At 45.7% G+C, this 24,526-nt stretch carries 28 protein-coding genes and 1 pseudogene; 14 read left to right on the top strand and 15 right to left on the bottom strand.

Going from position 1 to position 24,526, the window contains the following annotated elements:
* The first annotated feature begins 491 nt into the window (after positions 1 to 491).
* Entirely contained in the window at positions 492 to 647 is a 156-nt protein-coding gene (locus ACRRSX_RS04610; RefSeq protein ID WP_439022899.1) for a Mor transcription activator family protein, read from the top strand.
* Here ACRRSX_RS04610 and ACRRSX_RS04605 read toward each other — a convergent pair.
* Complete coding sequence (locus ACRRSX_RS04605) at positions 633 to 1,151, bottom strand: hypothetical protein (RefSeq protein WP_432454382.1); 519 nt, start codon at positions 1,149 to 1,151, stop codon at positions 633 to 635. The two genes, ACRRSX_RS04610 and ACRRSX_RS04605, sit on opposite strands and share 15 nt — an antisense overlap.
* 85 nt (positions 1,152 to 1,236) lie before the next feature.
* On the opposite strand from ACRRSX_RS04605, the gene ACRRSX_RS04600 reads away from it, so the two are divergent.
* Positions 1,237 to 1,503 (top strand): hypothetical protein, encoded by a 267-nt coding sequence (locus ACRRSX_RS04600; protein WP_432454383.1) that lies wholly within the window; start codon positions 1,237 to 1,239, stop codon positions 1,501 to 1,503.
* Between the two features lie 90 nt (positions 1,504 to 1,593).
* On the opposite strand, the gene ACRRSX_RS04595 is transcribed toward ACRRSX_RS04600, so the two are convergent.
* A complete protein-coding gene (locus ACRRSX_RS04595) occupies positions 1,594 to 1,848 on the bottom strand; it encodes a hypothetical protein (RefSeq protein ID WP_432454384.1) in 255 nt (84 codons plus the stop codon).
* Positions 1,849 to 1,975: 127 nt separating this feature from the next.
* Here ACRRSX_RS04595 and ACRRSX_RS04590 point away from each other — a divergent pair, with 127 nt between their 5' ends.
* From ACRRSX_RS04590 to ACRRSX_RS04575, 4 genes are all read left to right on the top strand, one after another.
* Positions 1,976 to 2,464 carry a GNAT family N-acetyltransferase gene (locus ACRRSX_RS04590; protein WP_432454385.1) on the top strand — a complete coding sequence of 163 codons (489 nt, stop codon included), beginning with the start codon at positions 1,976 to 1,978 and terminating at the stop codon, positions 2,462 to 2,464.
* 631 nt (positions 2,465 to 3,095) lie between these two features.
* A complete protein-coding gene (locus ACRRSX_RS04585; RefSeq protein WP_432454386.1) occupies positions 3,096 to 3,587 on the top strand; it encodes a DoxX family protein in 492 nt (163 codons plus the stop codon).
* Positions 3,580 to 3,735, top strand: a complete 156-nt coding sequence (locus ACRRSX_RS04580; RefSeq protein ID WP_432454387.1) for a hypothetical protein — start codon at positions 3,580 to 3,582, stop codon at positions 3,733 to 3,735. The genes ACRRSX_RS04585 and ACRRSX_RS04580 overlap by 8 nt, the downstream gene beginning before the upstream one ends.
* A gap of 815 nt (positions 3,736 to 4,550) precedes the next feature.
* Complete coding sequence (locus ACRRSX_RS04575; protein ID WP_432454388.1) at positions 4,551 to 5,354, top strand: MetQ/NlpA family ABC transporter substrate-binding protein; 804 nt, start codon at positions 4,551 to 4,553, stop codon at positions 5,352 to 5,354.
* Between the two features lie 84 nt (positions 5,355 to 5,438).
* Here the strand turns inward: ACRRSX_RS04575 and ACRRSX_RS04570 are convergent.
* A pseudogene (locus ACRRSX_RS04570) lies at positions 5,439 to 5,608 on the bottom strand (ISL3 family transposase); the annotation flags it as partial.
* Positions 5,609 to 5,943: 335 nt separating this feature from the next.
* Here ACRRSX_RS04570 and fos point away from each other — a divergent pair.
* Positions 5,944 to 6,348, top strand: a complete 405-nt coding sequence (fos, locus tag ACRRSX_RS04565; RefSeq protein WP_432454389.1) for a fosfomycin resistance glutathione transferase — start codon at positions 5,944 to 5,946, stop codon at positions 6,346 to 6,348.
* Between the two features lie 71 nt (positions 6,349 to 6,419).
* Here fos and ACRRSX_RS04560 read toward each other — a convergent pair whose 3' ends face one another.
* Positions 6,420 to 7,901 (bottom strand): diguanylate cyclase, encoded by a 1,482-nt coding sequence (locus ACRRSX_RS04560; protein ID WP_432454390.1) that lies wholly within the window; start codon positions 7,899 to 7,901, stop codon positions 6,420 to 6,422.
* A 299-nt stretch (positions 7,902 to 8,200) separates the two neighbouring features.
* Between ACRRSX_RS04560 and ACRRSX_RS04555 the strand changes: the two genes are divergently transcribed.
* Complete coding sequence (locus ACRRSX_RS04555; protein WP_432454391.1) at positions 8,201 to 8,473, top strand: oxidative damage protection protein; 273 nt, start codon at positions 8,201 to 8,203, stop codon at positions 8,471 to 8,473.
* 135 nt (positions 8,474 to 8,608) lie between these two features.
* Here the strand turns inward: ACRRSX_RS04555 and ACRRSX_RS04550 are convergent, their stop codons facing one another.
* From ACRRSX_RS04550 to ACRRSX_RS04515, 8 genes are all read right to left on the bottom strand, one after another.
* Positions 8,609 to 9,613, bottom strand: coding sequence for a LacI family DNA-binding transcriptional regulator (locus tag ACRRSX_RS04550; protein ID WP_432454392.1), 1,005 nt, complete (start codon positions 9,611 to 9,613; stop codon positions 8,609 to 8,611).
* Positions 9,614 to 9,626: 13 nt separating this feature from the next.
* The gene (locus ACRRSX_RS04545) at positions 9,627 to 10,424 is read right to left on the bottom strand and encodes an inositol monophosphatase family protein (RefSeq protein ID WP_432454393.1); all 798 of its coding nucleotides are present in this window, start codon (positions 10,422 to 10,424) and stop codon (positions 9,627 to 9,629) included.
* Complete coding sequence (locus ACRRSX_RS04540) at positions 10,414 to 11,175, bottom strand: MBL fold metallo-hydrolase (protein ID WP_432454394.1); 762 nt, start codon at positions 11,173 to 11,175, stop codon at positions 10,414 to 10,416. The genes ACRRSX_RS04545 and ACRRSX_RS04540 overlap by 11 nt, the downstream gene beginning before the upstream one ends.
* Positions 11,165 to 12,223 (bottom strand): ABC transporter ATP-binding protein, encoded by a 1,059-nt coding sequence (locus ACRRSX_RS04535; RefSeq protein WP_432454396.1) that lies wholly within the window; start codon positions 12,221 to 12,223, stop codon positions 11,165 to 11,167. Before ACRRSX_RS04535 ends, ACRRSX_RS04540 begins: the two co-directional genes overlap by 11 nt.
* A gap of 10 nt (positions 12,224 to 12,233) precedes the next feature.
* A complete protein-coding gene (locus ACRRSX_RS04530; RefSeq protein ID WP_432454397.1) occupies positions 12,234 to 13,046 on the bottom strand; it encodes a carbohydrate ABC transporter permease in 813 nt (270 codons plus the stop codon).
* Complete coding sequence (locus ACRRSX_RS04525) at positions 13,046 to 13,912, bottom strand: carbohydrate ABC transporter permease (RefSeq protein WP_432454398.1); 867 nt, start codon at positions 13,910 to 13,912, stop codon at positions 13,046 to 13,048. Before ACRRSX_RS04525 ends, ACRRSX_RS04530 begins: the two co-directional genes overlap by 1 nt.
* A 57-nt stretch (positions 13,913 to 13,969) precedes the next feature.
* Complete coding sequence (locus tag ACRRSX_RS04520) at positions 13,970 to 15,190, bottom strand: ABC transporter substrate-binding protein (RefSeq protein ID WP_432454400.1); 1,221 nt, start codon at positions 15,188 to 15,190, stop codon at positions 13,970 to 13,972.
* A gap of 380 nt (positions 15,191 to 15,570) precedes the next feature.
* Positions 15,571 to 16,215 carry a DUF3157 family protein gene (locus ACRRSX_RS04515; protein ID WP_432454402.1) on the bottom strand — a complete coding sequence of 215 codons (645 nt, stop codon included), beginning with the start codon at positions 16,213 to 16,215 and terminating at the stop codon, positions 15,571 to 15,573.
* Between the two features lie 350 nt (positions 16,216 to 16,565).
* On the opposite strand from ACRRSX_RS04515, the gene ACRRSX_RS04510 reads away from it, so the two are divergent.
* The 5 genes from ACRRSX_RS04510 (at position 16,566) to ACRRSX_RS04490 (ending at position 19,384) form a co-directional block, all read left to right on the top strand.
* Complete coding sequence (locus ACRRSX_RS04510) at positions 16,566 to 16,853, top strand: YciI family protein (RefSeq protein WP_432454403.1); 288 nt, start codon at positions 16,566 to 16,568, stop codon at positions 16,851 to 16,853.
* 384 nt (positions 16,854 to 17,237) lie between these two features.
* Positions 17,238 to 17,870, top strand: a complete 633-nt coding sequence (locus ACRRSX_RS04505) for a LysE family translocator (RefSeq protein ID WP_432454405.1) — start codon at positions 17,238 to 17,240, stop codon at positions 17,868 to 17,870.
* Between the two features lie 51 nt (positions 17,871 to 17,921).
* Positions 17,922 to 18,548, top strand: a complete 627-nt coding sequence (locus tag ACRRSX_RS04500; protein ID WP_432454406.1) for a LysE family translocator — start codon at positions 17,922 to 17,924, stop codon at positions 18,546 to 18,548.
* Between the two features lie 46 nt (positions 18,549 to 18,594).
* Complete coding sequence (locus tag ACRRSX_RS04495; RefSeq protein ID WP_432454407.1) at positions 18,595 to 18,960, top strand: MerR family transcriptional regulator; 366 nt, start codon at positions 18,595 to 18,597, stop codon at positions 18,958 to 18,960.
* A gap of 49 nt (positions 18,961 to 19,009) precedes the next feature.
* Positions 19,010 to 19,384 (top strand): carboxymuconolactone decarboxylase family protein, encoded by a 375-nt coding sequence (locus ACRRSX_RS04490; RefSeq protein ID WP_432454409.1) that lies wholly within the window; start codon positions 19,010 to 19,012, stop codon positions 19,382 to 19,384.
* Positions 19,385 to 20,206: 822 nt separating this feature from the next.
* On the opposite strand, the gene ACRRSX_RS04485 is transcribed toward ACRRSX_RS04490, so the two are convergent.
* The gene (locus ACRRSX_RS04485; RefSeq protein WP_432454411.1) at positions 20,207 to 22,582 is read right to left on the bottom strand and encodes a fatty acid cis/trans isomerase; all 2,376 of its coding nucleotides are present in this window, start codon (positions 22,580 to 22,582) and stop codon (positions 20,207 to 20,209) included.
* A 521-nt stretch (positions 22,583 to 23,103) separates the two neighbouring features.
* Here ACRRSX_RS04485 and ACRRSX_RS04480 point away from each other — a divergent pair.
* Positions 23,104 to 23,301 carry a DUF4250 domain-containing protein gene (locus ACRRSX_RS04480; RefSeq protein WP_432454413.1) on the top strand — a complete coding sequence of 66 codons (198 nt, stop codon included), beginning with the start codon at positions 23,104 to 23,106 and terminating at the stop codon, positions 23,299 to 23,301.
* On the opposite strand, the gene def is transcribed toward ACRRSX_RS04480, so the two are convergent.
* Both def and ACRRSX_RS04470 read right to left on the bottom strand, forming a co-directional pair.
* Entirely contained in the window at positions 23,294 to 23,824 is a 531-nt protein-coding gene (gene def, locus ACRRSX_RS04475; protein ID WP_432454415.1) for a peptide deformylase, read from the bottom strand. The genes ACRRSX_RS04480 and def overlap by 8 nt on opposite strands.
* Positions 23,825 to 24,505, bottom strand: a complete 681-nt coding sequence (locus tag ACRRSX_RS04470; RefSeq protein ID WP_432454416.1) for a hypothetical protein — start codon at positions 24,503 to 24,505, stop codon at positions 23,825 to 23,827. It abuts the gene before it with no gap.
* Positions 24,506 to 24,526: the final 21 nt, after the last annotated feature.

The following is a 24,526-nucleotide window of genomic DNA, read 5'->3' as shown; positions in this document are numbered from 1 at the left end:
TGTCAATCAGTGTATAAGTGAATTGGTCCACATTCATGTCTGTTTAGCGCATGGTTTGCAATATCAGAGGTGAACCGAACAGTCAGATTGTGTTTTAGTTTGTAACTCGGAAATGTCCATCTTTATTTCAGCCTGATCGGGCTGAAAAATTTCTGCCCCAAAGTGAGTTAACTTATTTTTTTGGGGAGCTGTTAGTCTCGTTTTTATCATTTAGTTTTGGATAGATCTGTTAGTGAGGGTTTCGCCCTGACGGCGATATACTAAGCTTGCTTGGCTAAAGCTTAGTATACAAAAGAAAGGCCACCCTGCATCTTCTTAGATCCTCCGTTGCTCACTCACAAGGGCGTTGAAGTAAACACTACGCTCAAACAGACTTCAACTTTGCTCCCTTGTTCATTTGCGCTACTCGGCGAAGATGATGGGAGTTAAAAGCGTAATCTTGGCTATCGAGAGAGTGAAAGGTTTTTGTTTTTAGAATGGGTGTCTAGTTTATTCTTCACCATTCCATCTTCCGCGAGTTTAATGGCAAGAATCACAAATTTTTAGCCAAAAAATACGGTGTATCCGAACAATGGATCTACTCCGTAACCAAACAAATGCAAAAGCGCATCAAAGACAAAATGCAGCTAGGGCTATTTGGGGATTGATTCAGACGAGTTTAGTCGGTCTAGTAGATCTTTGGGTACAGGCTTAATATCAGAAAAATTCCTAGGCTCCAATTTTGGTAGGTTAAACGTTTCAGGGAGTTTGGTTGCTGATAAGGTGGTTGACATAGTTATCACCTGTGTCGATATACCTTTATAGTTTTGGGCTAACTGGTTTAGCTTTGTTGCTGTGGCTAAGGTTGCTTCATCATTGTTAGTTAGTTTTTGTTGAAGTTGTTCAAGCTGCTTATTTTCAGTGATCAACAATGACTCTAATTTCACACCTCTATATAAAGTTAATCCTAAGACTACGGTTCCTAAAATAGCAAAATAAAGGCCGGGGGCTCCATTCCTTAGTGTTACCTTTGCGTCTTTATACTCTCCATCAAAGTCGCCAGCGCTCTTAGTTATTCCTTTGAGAAACAGGCTATAGCCCATCCAACAAAGCCCTGTACCACTTAATAAACTGGCACATTTGTAGATAACGACCATTACGTTGTTGTCCATACACACCTACGTTGTATATTTACTTAATTGTCACTATGTATAGTGCTGATGAAAATAATTGTCAAAATCCCCAATGGAGATTGCTGTGAATAAACATGAGAAGGAAGGTATCAAGGCGCTATTCAACATGTTTTGGCAGGCCGGAGCATTAGTAGGTGCCATTTTTACAGTTCTAGCATTTTTAGCTCTAAACTGGGTTGCTACGATTCAGGAGCAGTCTAACTTCATGACTCGTATTTTTGACAGGTCGGTGAAGTGGTTGTTCTTTTCAGTACCATTAGGTCTTTTGCTTATTGTCACTATCTGCTTAATTCATGCGGTAAAAGTTTATATTCGACAAAAAAGTTCATAAACATCGCATTTTCAATATGTTAAAGGACGTTTCAAATAGTAAATCAAATTCTCCCGCCTGTTTTCGGATTCTCCCGTATTTATCGCAGTCTCATGGGATACTTTTCTTAGATAGGTTCACCAAATGACGATAAAGCCAAAATCCACAGGGTCCTACTTCATAAACTACACAAAGATGAGTAGCCAAGCCTTTGTATTTTTTGATAAGTTTGTTGAAAGAACGAATATTGGTGGGGATGGTGCCATGGTAAATAGGCTCATCTCTCGAGTTATCAATACAATAAGCGACATCTGTGGTTTCTTTGTGAACGTCTAGTCCAATGAAAAACGAGTTAGATTTAAACATATCGATCTCCTGTTCTGTTATGACTTGTATCTAACAGTGTGGCTCTAGTTTGACAAACCCACGATAAACGCAGGAGCGTCGACACTTTCACCAGGGTAATCATTATGCCTAACTGGCAAGGACTAAAATGGAAGTATCTCTAGCAAAAATTGGAGCAAAATCTCGTCATATTCTTGAGAGTCTGTTCCCATATTATATTTATGATATGTCTGAGCATATGGGCTGGTCTCCGAATGAGAATGGTCACTTTACGTTTAATAAAAGCAGCTTGGATGTATATTGGAAGCAGGAAGATCATGTTCCATACTTTATTTACGCTGATACTGAGTTAGCTGGTTTTGTTCTGGTTCGAAAGTACCCAACTAACAGGCAATTTTACGATGTTGAGCAGTTCTTTGTACTACGAAAGTTCAAGGGACAAGGTGTCGGAAAACAAGCTCTGAAATTGGTGACAGCGCAGTTTTCAGGTCAATGGCAAATCCGAGTGCTAATTGGCAATGAAGCCGCTCTGAAGTTTTGGCAGTCTGCAATTTTTGGTTTAGTTGGGGGAAATTACACACAGTCTGAGCAAGTTGATATTGATTTACTTATGCACTTTCTCACATTTGAAGTTTAGCCAGTTAATCGGGTAGCCGGAGGTATCTAGCCTCCCCCCCACAACCCCTTGCATGCGGCTCCGCACAGAGCACTTCCTGAAAATGTTTAAAATACAATGGCCTATTAGCGCCTTTGCATTCCAATGACGGCTGCTAATTTTGCGCCACCGCACCTAAGTCCGATCGGATGAAGTATCTAGTGTTGTGCTAATAATTCTGACTGTTCTCGTAACTCTCTTAACCAACTCAGGTTTCGAGAATGCCGATTCAGCAGAATGAATAGCAAGTATTCTGAGCTTATTTCTGGCTCCTTTCATAACGCTACCTCGGGTGTGGGCGCTGAGCCAACCCCATTCTATTTAATAGATAAGAATTCAACTTATATATTAATTGGCACAGGGGTAGCTCTTTGTTTAGTTGCAAGTATTCTTGAGGCTGTTAAAGTAATAAAACTTGGTAAAAATCAACAGTCAGCTTGTGTCATTGCTATATCTGTATGTCTCTTATATTTTCACGCAAGCATATTTACATGGAACACATAATAAGCAAATTAATCAGGACACATAACAGTTGGTTTTTACTCCTACGGCGCTTATTTTAACCAACTGATATTTGACCATTATTTAGGCTTTATGACCTCATGAGGGAACGATGGTAACTCCAATAATCACCCTTTTGCTGTTGTCCTGTCCGTTGAGCATCGCCTTTGTTTATTCAAAGTTTAACGACAGGCCTTTGAATGTTACCAAGCATGCCAGTTGGGGATTGGGAATAGCATTTACATTCTTCTTCTTTGGCCACCTTCTTAAAACGGAAGGAATGGTGGAAATGCTACCGCCTTGGGTTCCTTACCGCCTAGCATTAGTCTATATCACTGGTTTTCTTGAGCTATTGATAGCCATTGCTCTTTTTTTCCCAAGATATCAACCTATTGCAGCAAAGCTTGCTATTGTAGTTCTTGTTATTTTCTTTCCAGCAAATATTTATGCGGCATCAAATAGTATTGGTCTTGGTGGGCATCAATGGGGGCCTGTTTATTTACTAATTCGTGCGCCCCTGCAAATAATATTGCTTGCATGGACATATTTCCTGTGCGTAAAAGGTCGTAATGAGGCGTTAGATAATATGGAGGAAAATGATTGAGTTTAGTGATGCTGTTCCTGAACAGTCACAGCTATTAAGCGATATAGCAATTGAGTCCAAAGGCTATTGGGGCTATTCAAGAGAGCAGTTAGAGATTTGGCGAAAGACCTTAGGATTGAAGAAGGATATATTGCAGAGAATTTTGTGAAGGTTGTTTTACTAGACTCTAAAACAGTTGGTTTTTTTGCTATTAAAAGAGCCAACTCTGATGAACTAGATCATCTATGGTTATGACCTGAGATTGCAGGAAAAGGGATAGCAAATCTAGTTTTTGAAGAGATACTTCGAGAGTGTAATCGTTTGAAGATTAGGAGTTCAGCATCATATCAGATCCTGATGCCGAAGGGTTTTACCTTCATAAAGGTGCCGTGAGAATTGGTGAGGTGAAAAGTATCCCGCAAAAAAGAATGTTACCAAAGTTAAAGTACCAACTTGCAGACTTCACCTAATCGGGTAGCCGGGGGTCTCTAGCCTCCCCCCATACAACACCCTGCATGCGGCTCCGCACAGGGCGCTTCCTGAAAGTGTTTAAAATACAACGGTCGATTAGCGCCTTTGCATTCCCATGACGGCTGCGGATTGATTTTCAGGTTCAGGCCTTACCAATTGAATAAGTGAATGCTCTAGCAAGCTTTTGTCCAGAAGCGTGTTATAGCGAAACACGTTTTTGCTCCATAGTTTGCAAGAAGACCTTATCTTATGGATAAGTTTAGGAGCATCAATATGATTAAGATTGTTACATAAGGAGCTTTACTCTTAGCCTTCAAGCTAAGCTCGTTTAGCTCTTCTAGTTATATCAGTAGCTCTCTTTTTGTCGCGTAAACCCCTAGCAAACAAACGCATTTTACATCGTAATAAGCTCAATTTGACTTCACTTTTAAAAAGCTATTGACCAAATCACGTTAATCGATATTATGGGCGTCTAGACATCTGAATGTCTTTTGTTATTTAAATGGGATTATCATGAAAAGCTACAAAAAAATCACAACATCGCTGTTGGCATTAACACTCGTATTCGGCGTAACAGGATGTGGGCAAAAAGACGAATCGCTTATCAAAATTGGCGCAACAGTTGGCCCACATGCACAAGTTGTTGAAGCGGTCGCCAAACAAGCAGCAAAACAAGGGATCAACATTCAAGTAGTTGAGTTCTCAGACTATATCACCCCTAACGCCGCGCTAAGCGATGGAAGCATCGACCTTAATAGCTATCAACATCAGCCGTTTCTCGATAACTTTAACGACAGTCACAATAGTCACTTAGTCTCTATTGGTCGTTCCATTTTGATGCGTATGGGCGTTTACTCTAACAAGTACACAACGCTTGACGCAATCCCAGAGCATGCTCGAATTGCGATTCCAAACGATCCAACCAATGGCGGCCGTGGGCTATTACTACTCGAAGATGCAGGCTTGATTTCGCTAAAAGAAAACCTTGGCTTCAGTGCTTCGTTGCAAGATATTATCAGCAATCCAAAAAGTATTCGATTTGTCGAAGTCGATGCCGCTCAACTGCCACGCACACTTGACGATGTAGATGCTGCGGTAATTACCATGAACTACGTGATGTCTGCAGGACTAGATCCTAAGAAACAAGGTATTTACTTGGAGCCAAAAGACGCGCCTTTAGCCGTGATGGTTGTGGCCGCGCGAGATGAAGACAAAAACAAGGAAGTATTTCAAAAGATTATCTCGATTTATCACTCTCAAGAGATAAAGGACTTCTTAAACACCACCTTCAAAGGCACCATAGAAGCGGCAAATTAAAGCAAACCGCTGAGCTTAGATTTGGTGTTGCCAGTAGATTCATCGGCAACGCCAAAATTGATTCGTTTTTCGGCTCTTCTCCGTTTACATAAGTTTAATTTGTGGATAGAAATAGACTCCTCTTCTGGAATGGATGTTTGCCAAAACTTTAACTTCAAGCATTCTGTATCTCGAACTTCGCAAGCTCTCGGTCTTAGAAGACCAATTGATACATTACCAGCCTCCATACGAGCATTTATCAGCCTATGCTTTGCCTAACTACAAATACCGATGCCAAATCAAACCGAGCATGAGTCGCCGCGGAAATGGTTAGGATACTGCACTGATGGAGTATTTATTTAGAAGTTTGAAAACAGAATCGATACCAGAGCTAGGCTACCGAGCATTTTTAGAAGCCAAGCACGCAATAAAGGATTATATCGTAGGATATTTCAGCCTAGTCAGGCCACATCAGCACAACAAGATGTTGCCACCGGATCAGGCGGAAAAGTTGTACTGGAAAAACTATAAAACCGTGGCCAGTTTTACTTGAGCACTACAGTGCGATACCTTGCGCGAACTGAAGACGCTTATGTTGTGGGAGTAACAGATGCTTTTAGGCCTGAACCATATCACGCTCGCGGTGAGCGATTTAGAACAATCACTAAAGTTCTATATTGAAGTGCTCGGCTTCAAAGGACATGTAAAATGGAATGATGGCGCTTACCTTTCCCTTGGAGACCTATGGTTTTGTCTTTCATCGGATAAGCCATGCCCGAAAGATGATTACACACATCTTGCCTTTGATATCTCTTCATCAGACTTTGAGCCTTTTTGTAAACGCTTAGCATGCCATGCGGTAACACAATGGAAAGTAAACAAGAGTGAAGGCCAATCACGCTACATCCTTGACCCTGATGGGCACAAATTAGAAATTCATGTGGGCAATTTATCCAGTCGTCTTGAAGCCATCAAATCAAAACCCTATGCTGGATTAGTTTGGCTCTCAACTTAAGATGGCCCAAGCACCGTCAATCCATGCGCTGCTTATTCCATCGACGGAGCACCCAAAGCAAGTCCAGCCGTTTAAAGCTCTAGTGCTTGACTGCTCACCACTTTTGCTCGTCCGGTTTGTTTCGCCTGATAAAGCGCGCGGTCTGCCGCATCAATCATCTGCTGAGCGTTTAGGCTGGCATCGCTGAGGGTGGTGAAGCCAATAGACACCGAGTATTGAATCGCTCCCTGCTCGTTTGCAAAGGGCGTGCTGCGGATCGTTTCACAGATCCGCTGACAGATAGAATCGGCATCATCCTGACCAGTATTGGGAAGTAACACGACAAACTCTTCTCCACCGACCCGCGCAAAATAATCTTGCTTACGCAGCGATTGATGACAGACTTTCGCAAAGTGTTGTAAGACCTGATCACCAACGCTGTGCCCATGGCGGTCATTCACTAGCTTAAAGTGGTCGATATCAAGTACCGCCAAGGAAAAATTTTGTTGCCGCTGCGCATTATCGTACATCAAGATCTGCAACTGCGACTCCATTTTACGACGATTCATCAGCCCGGTGAGCGGATCGGTCGTCGCTTGTAAAAGTAATTGTTGTTCTTGCTGTTTTCGCTCGGAAATATCCCAACAAATACCAGCGATAGAACTATCATGTAGAGTGCTATCGGTCGATAAATTGGCGGAGATGTCTATCCAACAGTAGCTGCCATCATTCTTCATAATCTTTAGATCACAACGTAAGGTACGCCCTTGTGATCTAAAATACTCGCGTGCATCTTTCAGAAACTGCTTACGGTAAGCGGGGTGGATCCGCTTCATCCATTCCCGCGGGGTAAAATGTTGATTACGCACAACCTCGGAGCTGCTACTTAAGACCTCAGAGCTACACCATAAATAGCCACGCCGACGATCAAACTCCCAGCTACTACAAGCCATATTCTGTTTTAAGATATCCAGCTGATGTTTCTTGGCTCTAAAATTATCCCGAACCACCGCACTAGAGATAAAATAACTGGCGGTTTTAAGCAAGGTGATTTCGTTAAGAGACCAGTCGTATTCGCGCTCACAATCATCTAAACCCAAGGTTCCCCACCAGCGATTTTCAACAATGATCGGAATGGTTAACATCGATAAGACTTGCTGACTTTCGAGGTGACTTTTCAACCAAGACTCAGGCAGTAATTTAGGAAGCACCTGTTGATACTCACCCCGTTTGCGGCTTTCAACTAGCTCTGAATACTCCGGCTCTTTTAACATCGATTTAAAATAATTAAACCGAGACTGCTTAATTTGCACATACTTTTCGGCAGCAGCCCATTCAAAAACATAATCTTGCAGAATGTAATCATCTTGTAAGTCAAGCGTTTGAAAGATCCATACCCGACTCACAGAAGTCACCTTTCCCAACTCTTCCAAGAGAACATTGACCTTATCGAGCCAACCTTGCCCGGTAATTAAATCTTCGGCACTATTAAGAATAGCGGCAAGGATTTCATTACTCAGGCTGGTCGATTTATGACTCAAAGCCTGACCTAAGCTGCCCGTTTTAATCGCCATCTAGATGAAATATCTCCGCGTTTCAATCATAAAGCCATTATGAGACTCCCCCCTAAAAAGTATAGGTTTTTCTATAGCTGAGTCATTTCTGTCAAAACGATGCAAACGACTCAAAGTAAATGCCACTATCGTTCAATCATCAATAGCGGTTTTGCGCCAGCACCTGCACACTAGTCATGGCAGCCAGACGGCAACTTTGGTATAACATGCAGCAAGCCACCAAAGCTTGGCGCAAACGCGATCACAAAAACGCCTCAGGGCCGCGTAAGCCGCCATGTAGCAAACAATAAGGGATAATTATGGCCAGAACTGTATTTTGCCAACGTTTAAAAAAACAAGCCGAAGGTTTAGATTTTCAATTGATCCCCGGTGAAGTTGGCAAACGAGTCTTCGACAACATCAGCAAAGAAGCCTGGACCCAGTGGCAGAAAAAGCAAACCATGCTGATCAACGAGAAAAAGTTAAATTTAATGAATCTGGATGATCGAGAGTTATTACAAGCTGAAATGGTGAAATACCTCTTTGAAGATGGCGAAGTAGATATCGAAGGCTACACGCCTCCCAGCGCATAAACGCAATTCATCAACGCACTAAGCCATGAAGTTATCAGGAAAAATCGAGAACCTGATAGCTTCATGCTTGATATCAACCTTGATTCTACCTATCAGATTTAAGCCATCGTAGGTGCTTGCTCAACGCGATAAAACTTAAGTTTGGCGGATGATTAAACTCGGCGCCAATCGATTCATACTGCAAATCTTCTGATCACCATCCCACATTCGTTGCAATAACAGTAACACTTGCGCCACCATTTGCTCCACTGGCTGAGCAACCGTACTCAGTTGATACCCTTGCCATGCGGCTTGTGGAACATCATCACAGCCGATCACTTTAAGTTGTTTAGGTATGGTCAAGTCAGCATGCTCTCGACAACAATCCATTAAACCCATCGCTAAAGCATCTGAGGCACAAAAAACGCCCGCTAATTGCCGTAACGATGTAAGCTCGCGCGCCGCTAAGGCATAACCGGCGGCATAAGCATAACGTCCAGCTTCGAGCAATAACGGTGCTGGGATGCCATGTTCCGTTAAGGCTTCTTTAAAACCTTGATAACGCTCGAGCGATGCTTGCCCATCGGCACGCCCCGCGACAAAACCAAGCTCGGTTAAACCCTGCGACACAAAATGCTGGGCCGCTAAGCGACCCGCGGTTAAATTGTCGGTCTGAACCGAAGGGATCAAGCCCCGCTCGTCAGCACGACCTAAAGTCACCAAGGGCAGTGACAGCTTAAGACACTGGTTAAAACTAGTCGCAGGTAACGAGCCCATCACCGCGATCACACCATCAACCTGATAACCCGATAGGCGAAGAATCGCCGCATCCATATCTTCAGCCTGCTTCACATTTAACAACATCGGTTGCTTACCACTTTGCTGTAATGCGGTTGATAGTTGTTCAAACAAATACGACTGATAAGGGTTCGAAAAATCACTAATCAGGATCGCCACCAAGTTCGAGCGCTGACGCGATACAGGGGTACTGAGGGTGCGCGCAAAAAAATTAGGCTGATAACTAAGTTCTTTAGCGGCTGCTAAAATCTTCGCCCGCTTTTTCGGATGAACACTGGCCCCCGCCGTGAAGGCACGAGAAACAGCAGAGCGAGATACGCCAACATGTGCTGCAACATCCGCAGCGGTTACTTTTTTATTCATATTCAGGCAGCTCTCAGTCCGGATGAATGATGTCTTCATGGTTTAGCCAAGTCGCGAGGGGTGAGCCTTTGGGCCAAGCCCACACAGGGCCAGTCATCTGCTTGCTTAAATAGGGCGCGATTTCAAGCCCTGCTAACTCACAAATAAACTGAGCTGCCATCACATCCCAAATGTTCACCTGTCCCATATAACAAGCATCTAACTCACCACAAGCGACTTGAGTGAGCGTCCACGCTGCTGAGCCGCTGACTCGCACCTGATGCCCCTGCGCGATCACTTGTTGGCTATGTCGCAGATAACGCTCCGGGATCCCTGCCTGGTAATTAAGATTTAAACCAATCACCAACTGCTGCTGAGCTGCCGCCCGACTCTGCAAAGGCAGCAGCTGGCTCGCTTTACGCTCAAAAGCCCCCTGCCCTCGCACAGCATAAAACATCCGCTGATGCACCGGCGCATAAATAATCCCAAGCACCGGCCCTTGCTGATCAACCAAGGCAATACTCACCACAAAATCAGCCTGACCATATAAAAAATTAGTGGTGCCATCAATCGGATCGACCACCCAGCAAGGCAAGCAAAACTCGCCACCACTCTCTTCACCGAGTATATGCTGCTCGGGAAAGGCAGTCTGCAAGGCTTCTCGAATATGCTGTTCCACCAATTGGTCGGCTTGTGAAACCCAATCATGATGTCCCTTACTGCTAATAATTAGTGCATCACGTTGGGCAAACCATTGCAGCGCAATCGCTCCCGCCTGTTCGGCGATGGATAAAGCGACCTTTAATTGATGGTCGAATTGTTCAGGCAACATCTATAACTCCAGATTTTTCGCTCACCAACTGTTGTCCCTCTTCGGCAAGGTCTAGGTGCGCAATATGACGCACCAAGGCCGACAACTGAGGTCGATATTGGGGGTCGATATGATACAAACGCCATTGGCTACCCGGCTTATGAGTAAGCTTTTGAATATCCAGCCAACACCCATGACTGGGGTGAGGACTGAGTGTTTCGCACTCAAGGAAAACCCAATTACTCTGCGCAGCCAACTGCTGCCCCTTGTGAGACAAGCTACCATCGCCCGAATAAAACAAACGATGCCCCCACGAAGTTCGCAGCTGCAAGCTCAGGTTTGCAACCGCGTGACGGGTCACAGACGTTTCAATTTGCCATGGACCAATCGCCAACAGCGATTCGCTATTTTGCCGCTCAATCACAAATCCGAGCGTAGGTTCTGGCCAATGGGAGAATGCCAACAATGGCTCCAGCACTGGCCATTGTTCCGCTTGGGCAATCAACAGCAATGGCCGCTTGCGTTTTTTAGCATCCATCCAATTTAATAAGCAGCTCAAGCCTAAACAGTGATCCGGATGAGTATGGGTAATATAAATCGCATCAATGGCATCAGGATCCATGTTTCGATGAAAAATCGCTGCCGGTACCGTTGGCCCGCAGTCAAGCAACAGTCGAAAATCATTTTCTTCAAGCAATAGGCTAGCACTGGTTCGCTCACCGTCGTAGGCATTGCCGATACCCAATACTTCCAGTTGAAAACTATGCGGCATCGAAGGCTCCAACCGCTTGAGCGTCATTCAAGCCTGCAATTCGTTGCCCATCACTAGCGAAGCAATGCAACACCGAATTCGCAAAGTTAAGTGGTAAATAGTCAGCTAAGCGATAATAACAATCACTTTCCACCAAAAATGGCTGACCGTTCAATTGGCCATGGTATAAGCGTGAATGCCCCAGCGGCTCGATCAGCTCGATCTGCATTTCACAGTCTGGGGCAAGCGCATCTATCAACACCTGATTGGGTCGGAGCCCCAGGCTTGTCACCGAAGCAGGCAGCGCGGTGTGAGGACTAATCCTCTGAAAATCGTCTCGCTGGATAAAGTTCATCATCGGCGACCCAATAAAAGTCGCAACAAACTTATTTGCGGGCTGATGATATAAAGTCTCCGGTGAGCCGACTTGCTCTATTCTCCCCTGATTAAGCACCACAATTTTATCCGCCAGCGTCATCGCTTCCACCTGATCATGAGTGACATAAATCATGGTTGACTGTAAGCTTTGATGGAGCTGTTTAAGATGGATCCGCATTTCACTCCGCAATTTCGCATCTAAATTGGATAGCGGTTCATCAAATAGAAACAACTGCGGATCGCGAACGATGGCTCGGCCAATGGCGACTCGCTGACGCTGCCCACCAGAGAGTTCTCCCGGTAAGCGATCGAGCAATGGCGTCAGCTGCAATTTGTCGGCAGTGTCACTCACCCGCTGGGCGATACTGGCCTTATCCATTCCGGCCATCTTCAGCGGAAAAGCCATGTTTTTTGCTACCGACAGGTGCGGGTACAAAGCGTAAGACTGAAATACCATGGCGACTTTGCGATCGGCGGGATGCACCCCATTCAGACTTCGTCCGTTGAGGCTAATTTGCCCGTCAGTGATTGACTCCAAACCAGCGATCATCCTTAGTAAAGTCGACTTACCGCAACCCGAAGGCCCTACAAATACCACAAACTCGCCCTCATCTACCGTAAGATTGATATTGGGCAGCACCGTGTTATCGCCATAGGCTTTGTTCACTTGATGTAACTCTAGTTTTTTCATGTTGTGCCTCCTATTTCAAGCCCATTGAAAAGCCACGCAATAAATAACGCTGCATATAGCTGGCTAAGGCCAGCATCGGTAACGAAGAAACAATTCCCACAGCCATCAGCGGCCCCCATGCGGTGCCGTCCTCGGTCATAAAATTGGCAATAAACAAAGGGAGCGTGAACTTGTCTGGGGTATGAATGAACAACAAGGAAAACAAGAATTCATTCCAACCTAAAATCATGGCAAATATCGAGGTTGCCACCAAACCCGGCGCACACAGCGGAAACACAATATAAGCAAGGCGTTTGAGCAAACGGGCACCGTCCATCGCGCCTGCCTCTTCAATTTCTATGGGAATATCGCGCACAAAGCCAAGCAACATCCAAATACAAAATGGCAAGGTATATACCTGATAAGCCAATACCAAGCCCAATTTGCTATTTAGCAGACCAATCTGGTTCATCAAAGAATACAGCGGGATCGCCACCACAATCGGCGGCATCATCTTGATCACCAAAACCGCAAACAAGAACAACTTATCCAAGCTGGCAGGAAAACGATAACGCACCAGTGCATATGCGGCCGTAAAAGCCACCACCAGCGATATCACCGTGGCCGACACCGAAATCAATAAAGTATTGGCCACCAAACGCGGTAAATCCCCCTGCCAAAGCGCCGCGAAAGCGCTAAAACTCGGCTGCCTTGGCAAAATGCTGGCACTGGCGCGCAGGATTTCACCCGGTGGCTTCAACGCCGTGCCAAACATCCACAAAACCGGCATGATAAACAGCAATACGATGAACCAAACCAGCACGCCATGAAACTTTGTATTCATCACTTTCCTCCTTGCATGACTTTTCGGGCATAAAGCAAAGTCATCACTAAGGAGATGCTCAACATCACCAGCGCCGAGGCACTGGCCATCCCTAAATCAAAGAAACGAAAACCATACTTATAAACAAACATCGACAGGGTTTCGGTGGCATTGCCCGGTCCGCCGCCAGTCATCACATAAACTTTATCGAACAATTTAAAGGTATCGATGGAGCGCAGCAAAAATGCCAGCATCAGCTGTTTTTGGATCAGCGGTAAGGTAATGTAAAGCAACGAACGCCAACCTTTCGCACCATCCACCCGCGCAGCCTCACCAATATCCTTGGGGATCGACTGTAGGCCCGCCAAAATGATCAAAAATGCCATCGGCGTCCATTGCCAGGTATCCACCAGCGCAATTGAGTACAGGGCAAGATCCGGATTGAACAACCACTCTTGAGGCGCAAGCCCAACCATCACCAGCAAATGGTTAAGTAAACCATAGTCATAGTGATACCAAGAACGCCAAATGGATGAGCAAACTAAAGTCGATAACATCATCGGATAGATAATCATTGGTAAAGCAAAGCGGCGGCCCGGAAACTGTCGATGAAATAATAAGGCTAAGAACAAGCCCAATAGCACCTGAGAAATCGAGGCCACCAGTGTAAAAACAAAGGTATTTTTAATCGCCCCAATAAAGAAAAAGTCGTCAAATAATTCAGCAAAATTTGCCAAACCCACAAAGCGGAAGCTGCCGCTGTGCGGATCGGCATGACCAAAGGCGTTCAGCAACACCGAAGCCAGCGGATAAATGGTTAACAAGCCCAAAATAATACAGCCTGGCAATAGCAACAGAGCTAATTGCTTACGATTTTCAAATAACATACACCCGATCCAACAAGGCCTTGCCAGCACAGCTTACAAGGCCTGTATCCAACAAAATTAACCTTTAATCATTCGCTCAATGCGACGTTGCGCCTGCTTTAAGGCTTGTTCGGCCGACATTTGCCCCATCATCGCCATTTGCAAGAAATCACCGAGTACACTCTCTACTTCTGCCCAGTTTTGAATGCGTGGACGTGCTTTACCGGTTTTCAATGCTGCGGCTTGTTGTGGGTACCAACGATATTTAGCAACCACATCTTTATCGAAATACGTGCTGGTACGGGTAGGCGGTATACCGTAGTGAAGCGCCAAATCTTTCTGAATATCAGCGCTGGTGGCAAACCTCAGGAAGGCTTCGGCTTGTGATTTATGCTTGGCATCAGCAGGAATCGCCAATTGCCAAATCCCCAACATCGGGGAAGGCTGACCTACCTCTGCAGGGGGCGCCATAATTTCCATCTCGCCCACCACATTCGACACGCTTGCATTGTCCAGATTTGGCACCCAGGCAGGCCACACTTCAATAGCCATGGAGACGCTGCCTTTTTGTAAAGCATCACGAACTTCATCGGCGTTATACACTTCAACACCACGCGGCGCGTATTGCTTCATGGCAAGGAAGGTTTCTAAGGCCTGTTTGGCTTGCGGCGAGTCTAAGCTTGCCTTGCCTGATGAATCGACCACATTGGCACCATAGCCCCAAAGGATCGGTAAAAAACCGGTCACAATCGGGTTGCCTTTCACACCTCGGAAAACCAAGCCCTTCACGTCTGCGCTTTGACTAATCGTCTTCGCCGCCGCCAATACCTCTGACCAAGATTGGGGCTGACTCAAATGATTTTTCTCAAACAACGCACGGTTCCAGGCAAACATGGCAACATTCCCCACCATGGGTAAGGCATAGACCGAGCCCTTGGCATCTGGATAACGGCCAATATTGAACGGTGCCTGAACAAAATCCGGATCGGCGACGGCATCGGATAGCGGGCTTAGCCACTGGTTTGCAAAAAACTCCGGCGCCCAGGTGTCATCCATTAGAATCACATCATAGTGACCGGTTTTTTCACGCATCGACAGCACCACACTTTCGTACAAGCCCTTACTGGGACGCTTGACCAGAGTAATATTGGTGTCTGGGTGGGCTTTCTCATACTGGTCCACCACATACTGCATGGCGTCTCCATAACTACTATCACGAGCTGCAATCACCAGCTCATCAGCATTTACAGCCAGCGAAGCGAGCATCAGGGTGCTGGCCATTAGTGTCCGTTGGAACATTGGATTCTCCTTGTCTTGATTAATTCTAGTGATCGATGCTTTGCACTCGCGTGCAATTTCGAATTCAAGACTAGGCTGGAAAAGTGTCAGTTATATGACCGAAACATGAAGTTTATTGGGACGCTAAAGGCAAACCGAAATACTGAAGCTCATCGCAGCCCATCAGCAGATGATTTAGCACAAGTGAAGCCTCGCACAGCTTGTTTATTCAGGCGAGGCTCGCCGATCAGGAGTCGACATGGACATAGGCTGAACTCAAAAAAGTAACAAGCTCTGGCGTTTTCAAAAGCATCAGCGCAAGTAATTCACGATAAAGGATTGATATGACCTGCTAGGCCAGTAACAAGCAAATCTCATAGCATGAGTTGTAAATCATCAAATCAGCGAGAGTCCATCTCGGTTATTTTCAGCGTCAGCAATTGTTTTTGCCACTGCGCTTTATCAACACCTTCCAACCAGATGGTGTCACTGTTGCGAGTTTGTCCCTTACGCAAATAACTCTCGGGCAGTCTAAAGATGGCTTGCCAAACCTTTAGCTCTTGCTTACTCAGCAAATCACCCGAATCTGCAAATAGGCTCACTGCTAGTGCAACCTGCACATAATTTTTACTGCCGGTATTTACCAATTCAAAGTTTAAACCCAGGCGATCCTGAGCATCCCACTGGCTACTCAGCAAACTCACCTTCACCCCATTTTTAGCCGTAGACTTCAATAGATCGGCCTGAGCGATGGCCGCCGAACTCAAACTTACCGAGGGAGCAGAAAGCTCCGTAGCCGACCCAGCGGCTGGCTTTTCGACAGCTTCTACAGTCGCTAAAGCAGCACTCTTTGTCGCTTGGCCACTCACCTCATTAGCAGACTTTACAAACACATACTCCCAAGTGAAATCGTCGTTGAGTTGCACTCGTGCGCCATTTTCGAGAACAAGGGTGGCGACTTTTTCCGGCTGAAGCTGGTCTGCCAAACTGGGTATCACCCAAAACAAACAACAAATTGCGCTATAAACAGAGAATTTTTTAAACATAGATAGCTACCAGTCACATAAGATGGCTCTAGCATAAACAAGCCGTCGTGAAATTAATACTGTTGTCAGTCCGCCAAAACCGTAAATAGCGGCAATATTGCCGACTGCATGACACCTCATTTGCTTAAAATAAATTTAATCGAGTCACAAAACAGTAGCTAGCAGAGAAAGCATCAGGAAAATACGCTGCCAAGTGTTCAAATAAATCAAACTTAACTGAGTCAAAGCAGAGCGGAGCTATATCACTGCAAGCGCTTGAAACTTAGGCTTGAAAGTAATAAATTGAAGCTGAAATCACGCACATTTCAAGCGTCCTTACTCATCACCAACCGCACCCGCAAAGGAGCAAGATGTTTATTGTTTCACTGAACTACATCTGCGATTTAGCAGACGTAGAAACACACTTAGATGCCCATATCCAATATTTAGATCGCCACTACGCCGCCGGAGTATTTCTGGCGTCTGGTCGCAAAGTACCGCGCACCGGTGGAGTGATCCTCGCGCAAGCCGATAGCCGCACCGCCCTAGATGCGATCTTGGCCGAGGACCCTTTCAAGATCCATCAACTAGCTGAATATGAGGTGACTGAATTTATTCCAACAAAAACCTCGCCAGCCTTGGAGTTTTTGGCAAGCTAAACTGACTCTGTCGCCTTACTACAAAACATTGTTACGGCGAATCAAAGGCGAGAGTCCTCAAGCTGTCACTCTACCAAAGCTGATAAGCGCAATTTGTCTTAAACGAGATTGCGCTGCTTTGGCGCTGACAAAGTTGCCGCTAAAACATAAAAAACTGCCAAAACAAGCAATCATAGTCAGTCTCGCCAAAGGCTCCGCTTTTGTTGGTAAACAAGTGCTTACTCTTTGATTATTTTAGCGAAATAAGCACTTGCTATCACTCTCGCCTTGGCATTTAATGCAAGCATACCCTCGTGAATTTGCACATTTTCTCAGCAACACACAAGTTGAGCGAAGGGGGTGGTTCAATGCTTAAAAGTCATCCTGTTATTTAGGAATAATCGAATGGATCTACATCTCTGGCTGATGTTCTGTCTGGCCTATTTGATCACCACCCTGTCGCCGGGACCCAATGTATTATTAGTGCTAAAAAACAGCATTCAACGGGGGTGGCAATCGGCCTTCATCACCATTCTCGGGAATTTAAGCTGCCAAGCGATCATCGTTTATTTAGTTGCCATTGGTATTGGACAACTGATCCAAGCCCTTCCTTTTTGGTTTATGGTCATGAAGCTGCTGGGCGGTATTTACTTAATATATCTCGGGATCAAAAGCCTCAGATCCCTTAACGTTTCAAGCCATACCAGCCCAAGCCCCAAGCCACAGAGTCAACGCTCTCTCTGGGCCTTGTTTATCGAAGCCTTTAGCGTGTCCGCCAGTAACCCGAAAACCTTAATTTTTCTATCGGCCTTCCTCCCACAATTTCTGAATACCGAACAAGCCACCGAAGGGCAGTTTTATCTGATGTTTATCAGCATTTGTTGCATTGTGACCAGTGTTCACCTGAGCTACGCATACGCCATCGGCTATTTAGGCAAGCGCTTTTCTTTCCAGAACTTTGAGCGACGGGTGGCTAAAGTAACCGGCGGATTGCTGATCACCATGGGCGGCGGTATGTTGTTGAGTCAGCGCGCTTAATCAGCGCTGTCAACTCAGCACCACCGAAGAGCACAATATAGGAGAAACAATATGGATTATTGGCTATTTTTATTACTCTGTTTGGCGGCTACCTTTTCACCCGGTCCCGCAGTATTGTTGGTGGTAAAAAACGCCGCCAACTATGGTGTGAATTATTCCCTCAGTGGGATCCTGGGCAATATCACCGCGATGCTCTGCTTGGCCAGCTTATCGGCGGCGGGCCTCGGCGCAATTATCTTAGCATCCACAGTGATGTTCACGGCGATCAAAGTCGTCGGCGGGATCTACCTTATTTATCTTGGCTTAAAGTCTTGGCTTGCCAGCCGAACCCTGAGTTTAAGCAACGATGCTCCCCCCCAACTTGATACAATCAGTCGCAAAAAGCTATTTCGCGAAGCCTATATTGTTGGCGTGAGTAATCCAAAAGCCATTGCATTTTATACTGCCTTGTTTCCGCAATTCATCCACCACGATCAAGCAATGCCAGAGCAATTTTTGTTGCTTGGCGGCACCTTTGCCCTATGCTCATTCAGCGCGCTGTTGGTCTATGCACTCACCAGCAAGCAGCTCAGCCCTTATTTACGAAAACAAAATGTGAGTCGTCTATTTCATCGAATCACTGGCGGGGTATTTGTCGGCTTTGGTTTATCACTGTTACTTAGCCCCCACAAAAGCTAACTACGCAACTAACCAACGAACAGAACGCCAATTCAAGGAACCATCGATGAACATTAAAGAATTTTCTCAACGCAGTGGTTTATCGGCGCATACGCTGCGCTATTACGAGAAGATAGGCTTACTTAAAGGCATCCAACGCAATGCCAGTGGCCATCGCTACTACCATCTACAAGATTTAGAGTGGGCTAACTTCATCATTCGTTTAAAAGAAACCGCGATGCCACTGTGCGACATTTTGCAATATGCCCGACTACGCGAACAAGGCCCAAGCACCCATGCCAACCGCCAAGCCCTGCTCGAACAACATCAAGCCAAGCTGAGCACGCATATTCAATCCCAACAACAACACCTCGCGGCATTGGAGCAAAAAATAAATTGGTATCATCGCCAAGTAGCGCTTGACTTAGAGTGAACTCGAAGTTGTACAGTGTGGTTTCTCAATACAGAAACGGAGCTTGCCCATGGACAACACCAGATACCAAATCGGCCTGGAACAACTGAGTAAAATTGATGGCGAAGCCGGCCATCAAGTGATCGAAAGCCTGAAAGACATCTGCCCCGATTTAGCCAGATATACCATCGAGTATCCCTTTGGCGACATTTACAGCCGACCGGGACTCGATTTGAAATCACGAGAAATTGCCACCGTTGCGGCTCTCACCGCCATGGGCAACTGCCAACCCCAGCTCAAGGTACACCTGCAAGCGGCGCTCAATGTCGGTTGCAGCGAAGCAGAGCTTAAAGAGGTGATCTTACAAATGTCGGTTTATGCTGGCTTTCCAGCAGCATTAAATGGGATGTTTGCCTTAAAAGAAATATTACAAGCCGCAGATTAAGGCTTAAGCCTCCCGCCTCAATGAAACTCGGCCCGAAGCGTTCCGCCAATAACCCTCCCTTTGAGCAATAGACCGAAGGGAGTTGCGGCACTCGCCGTGCCGCACCCTTTGCTCTCGATGACGTGATTGAGAGACTTTGCTCTCGAAGCGAGCGAACGACCCCAGCCCTCGAAATTTCAATCACAACCCAAACGTTAGGGATTCGGGATGAGCATAAGCGAAAACATGAATAATCGATAGGCAGTGACATGATTTGCCATATCAGCATCGGTTGCGCCATCGCCAAATAAACTAATGGTAATGAGTTTTGGACTGATACCAATCTAACTCATTATCGGTTGATTGTTACTCGTCTAAATCACCGCGAACTGCGTGATGTATCTTCTCATGAGAGCCACGAATGACTGCACTTGATACCTCGCTATCGGCAGGTTTACTCTGCGCAATAACTTACTCATATCATGAATCAGCTTGGTATGAATTTGGGGTTCAAAAAGAGCCTAGCGCTGTTGACTGGGATCGGGGTTGGCTCCACCGGAATGTTATCAGCGGAGCCATCACCGCCTTTACCAGCATCGACGCTAATTTTTATAGCCACAACCTTGTTTGCCCTCTCCTTCCCCTAGGTAGGGCTTTGGCTGCTGTTTGGCTGCTGTTTGGCTGCTGTTTGGCCGCATGCTAAAAAAGTTCTCAGGCAAAACAAAGACCGACAATGGTTTAACCATGCAATGGCCGGATGGCTCTGCACATCGGTGGATCCGGCATGCCTGAAGATTACTCAACAAATGCGAGCCCTAACTTAGGGCTCGCCGGTGCCGTCAACTAACGATTTTCTAAACGGCTATAATCGAAGATCCCGCCACTAATTGGCTCGGCCTGCAAATAGGCTTGATGCAATCTATCGCTATAGGGCCAAAACTCTGAGCTAGTTCGGCGAACCCCAAAACGCTTCATCAATTGCTGGTAAGCCAACTCGTTATTCACATGCAGCAGCTGCTGTTGCAATTGCTTTAATTCGCTTTCTTGTACTTGCCAAAAAGCAGCGGGGTAGGCCCCCACAAGCCCAGGCAACAAAGTCAGCGTATCATTATCTGGCAAACGATATTTATCTTCCAAGAACAAGCTAGAGATGTTGGCATGGGCGTTATTTCGGAGCAGCGTAAAATACTGGCTCTGTGAACTTTCTGGCTGAACCACCTGAATAAACACCACTTGCGGTAACCATTTGATCGCTCCCCCCTTCCAGGCCGCCAGCTGGGAAGCAAAATCATTCACCGCTCGCGAATAATGGATCGGATCAATTTGGTACTTCGAACTCTGTACCGCAGCAAGCTTGGTTGATAACTTATTGTATAACTGCTGCTTATAGGGCAAATCTTGGTTATAGTGAACCGAGCTTTTAAAGAAAGCTTCTTGCGGGCGCGACTCAACAAACTTAATGATTTCTTTGTCAGCATCAACATACCAACGACGTAACTCATCATAACGCGCTTGCGCTGGTAACAAAGAAGCAAAGTTAAACTCACCTTCCATACGTAAGAAATCCATATATAAACGTGTTACCAGTTGATGCCCCAAGTTACCATAGGGATCGTAGCCTGCCACCAATAAATAATGGATCCGTTCAAACAGGGAATAATCGAGGATCCAAGCCGTTTTAGGTGGCTTACCCACCGAACCTCGTACCACACTGGCACTATCAAAATGACGGAAAATCGTCAGCGCAGCATTGCTGTTGTTACCATCACCATCCCAGATCAAATCTAAATCTATGCGGCCAGCATCTTCCTTCAACCAGTTTTGCTGGCTCTTGATCCGCGCTTCCATATATTGGCGGTGCCGTTTCGAATACGAGATCCAAGTACTCAGTGGCAAAACGTTACTCTGCTCTACCGAGGGCATCCGCAAGTGCTCACTTTGAGCCGCTAAAAAGTCGGCCTGTAGTTTTTCATACTGATGAGCAGGCGTAACAAAATACACCCAAAAATGATCCTGAATCACATTCAAAGCCACCTGTCCTCGACAGACTGGCCCCTTCATGAAACCCATAATGAAGGTTTCCGCGTCATCCAACATAAAGCGATAGCGCGAGTTAACCGGAAAATCTCGAAAGGCTACAAAAGGATTTCCTGCTACATCAGGCTGGTAAGACGGTAATTGTTCAACTTTAATATTGTCAGCCAAAAACCAAGATTTCCAGCGTTCTGCTCGCGCTTCATCAAGATGATAAGGAATGTGGGTCTTCACCACTATACTCTCACGCTCAGGCATTAAACGGTAATAAACCCGCGCCCCCCCAGGGTCGTCATAAGGTCGGCGGGTTGCGATTTCATCGACCGGAAAACCGGGTGCGGTGCGCGAACGAACCAGTTTAAAAAAAGCCGGACGTTTACTTTGTGAATCGTCAAAATAAAGATGAGTGATAAACAAGTGCTCATACAGATAGCGACTCATCAATTGTTCTTTTAGTGAATCACCATTAAGCAATGCTTCCCAACGTTTAACTTGCGCTGCAAACTGTTGGTGATGCTGCAAATCGTCAGCCATTGGCGCTCCGCTCACAAGCCATGCCGTGAGGCTATCAAACTCGGCATCACTGAGCGCTGGTAAACCGTAGGGCATGCCCCACTCTGGATGAGAAGCCTGAACCTTAGAGGCATATTCCTCGATACCAACACACTGTTGAGCGCGATCTAAGGCAAAATCATAGGCATTGGGATCGAGAATATCTTGCTGACTATCAACAAAATCTCGCTTTTGCTTCAGCGCCTGATACATCAGACCACCTTCCTGGTTCGCCTGTTCGCTTTGGATCCGCTCATTCAGCACTGGGTTAAAACCTTTCTGACGCCAAGCTTGAGTAGAACGCGCATCGGTATATAAGCGACTGGTAGGGTCGGCGATCAAACGACTGGAGTTATACACCCGTGCAGTGGTCAAGCCTCGGTCGATGCCCGCAGCAGAAGTTAACTTGAGCTGACAGGGCGCATCATAACAGGCATGACACATCACACAGCGTTGGTCGAGGATTGGTTTCACTTCTTCTAGGAAGTTTGCGCTAGGTGGGTAATCTTCTGAATAAATCCGAGTCTGCACCGTAGCTTGACCAAAGCGCTGGTCAAACTGCTGAATGATAATGCTGGAACAGCCAACCACTACCACCAGCAAAAGGCCTAATACTGTAAAACGTCGAAACATAATTCATCCCTGTAATGAGGCAATGGCGTTAAGTAGCGATTGCCCATCCTCATTATTTTAAACCGTTAGTGGTTCATATCAGTAAGACAAGCTAGAGAAACTCCCCCCTATCTCGCTAAATCATAGGAAACAGCACACCAATCACCAACAAGCACCCGCAAAAAGCATTGCCAAGCACTCAAGACCCGCCATCAAGTTCAGTGATCGTGACATGATTTTACTCTATAACTTCCATATCCAAAAAATAAAGCAGCACCAACTGACACAAACACAACAAAAATCGATAAAACACTTGCACGTCTAAATGATAATAATTATCATTTAGACGTGCAGTTTAATCAGCAAACGCTAATTAAGCGACCAGATCCTGATCGACGGTGCCATCGCACTTGTTGAACCCAGTGTCCATCGCGTGGCTAATTTCTTCAATAAAAAGCTGATTTGAAACGGGTCGAGGCAGAGACACTTGCTCTTTAACTCGCGATTTAAAGCATAGGTTCAGCCATCAGAGGAAAAGTATAATGTTAGACCAACAACGCATCGAAACAATGGATGTTCACATTTTACTGAGTATCGTGAACATGCAAATTAGAAATGACTTCGGCAGCTTCAGCGAATTGTGTCAGTTTTACGCACTAGACCAAGATAAACTCACCCAACGACTGCAACAGGCGGGTTATGAGTTACGTGCTCAACAGCAGCAATTTATCGTTAGCTAAAGTCTTGCAAATACTGCTGCTCAGTGATCAGCAAAGTATCTTCGCTAACGCGATCAACGATGCATAAACCTTGCAGATGGTCATATTCATGCTGAATAATACGTGCCACAAAGCCCTGATAATGCGCCTGTTGCCATTCGCCTTGTAAATCCTGATATTCCAACCAAACGGCTTGCGAACGGGCTATTTTTGCGCGTTGTCCAGCAACACTTAAACAACCCTCCCAACCCCACTGTTGTTGTTCGCTATATTGCTTGATCTGAGGATTACACAACACAAACGGTGCTAGCTCCGGCGCATCTGGATAACGTGCATTTGGCGAACTAGCCACAATCATCAACTGCCATGCGCGCCCGACTTGCGGCGCGGCAATCCCTACTCCGTTGGCCTGTATCATGGTAAAACGCAAACGCTCTATCCAATGAAGTTGCTCAGCACTCATCGGAAAATGCAATGGTTCAGCAACTTGAGACAACATCGGGTTGGGATAGTTGAGTAATGTTAATGGTTCGAGCTGGCTCACTTAAGGCTCCTCTGTTACATCACTGATGCCAGAATAGGCACGATAAGCAAACACTAGAAAAAATACATCCAATAATTGCCCCAACACTTTATTGGCAAAAAACCAAAAGTTGCTGGCATGTTGCGCAACTAACCAGTGATCAATTGCCCATACTGGTAATATGCTAATGCCAGAGACAATAATCACACCGGCTAACAGCGGCCATTTGATCACATCCGTTTGCCGCCAACTATCATTAAGCGATTGCAAAGGAGAGCGTTTATATAAAACACAATTCAAATCGGCAAATAACAAACGACTCGCAAAGATAAGCCCGGGAACAACAAAAAAGTTAAGACCAAGCATCACTAAACTAAAGCTGATCGATACCACCACAAATAGCCTTGGCCAGATACTAAGCGACGCTTGAAAGCATTGAGCAATACTCCAAGGCTGCTGGTTTAGCTGAGCTCGAATATACAAGATACTCGCACCTTGATAGATTGGCTGGCAGAGTAAACCCAAGCAAATAAATATCCAATATTGCAATACCGAAGGGTGTGAAACGTCATACACATAACCACTCTGTAACGCAGAAAATGGAATAGCGAAGGGTAATACCATTGCCGCAAAACTAATAATATGCTGACGATAAAACGCTAAGCTATCAACCAACCAATCCCACAAACTGGCGAATCTCATACAACTCCCTGAACAATTAAC

This window comes from Agarivorans sp. QJM3NY_30, assembly GCF_050870855.2.
Taxonomy (GTDB): domain Bacteria; phylum Pseudomonadota; class Gammaproteobacteria; order Enterobacterales; family Celerinatantimonadaceae; genus Agarivorans.
This window is presented reverse-complemented; position numbering and strand designations above follow the sequence as displayed.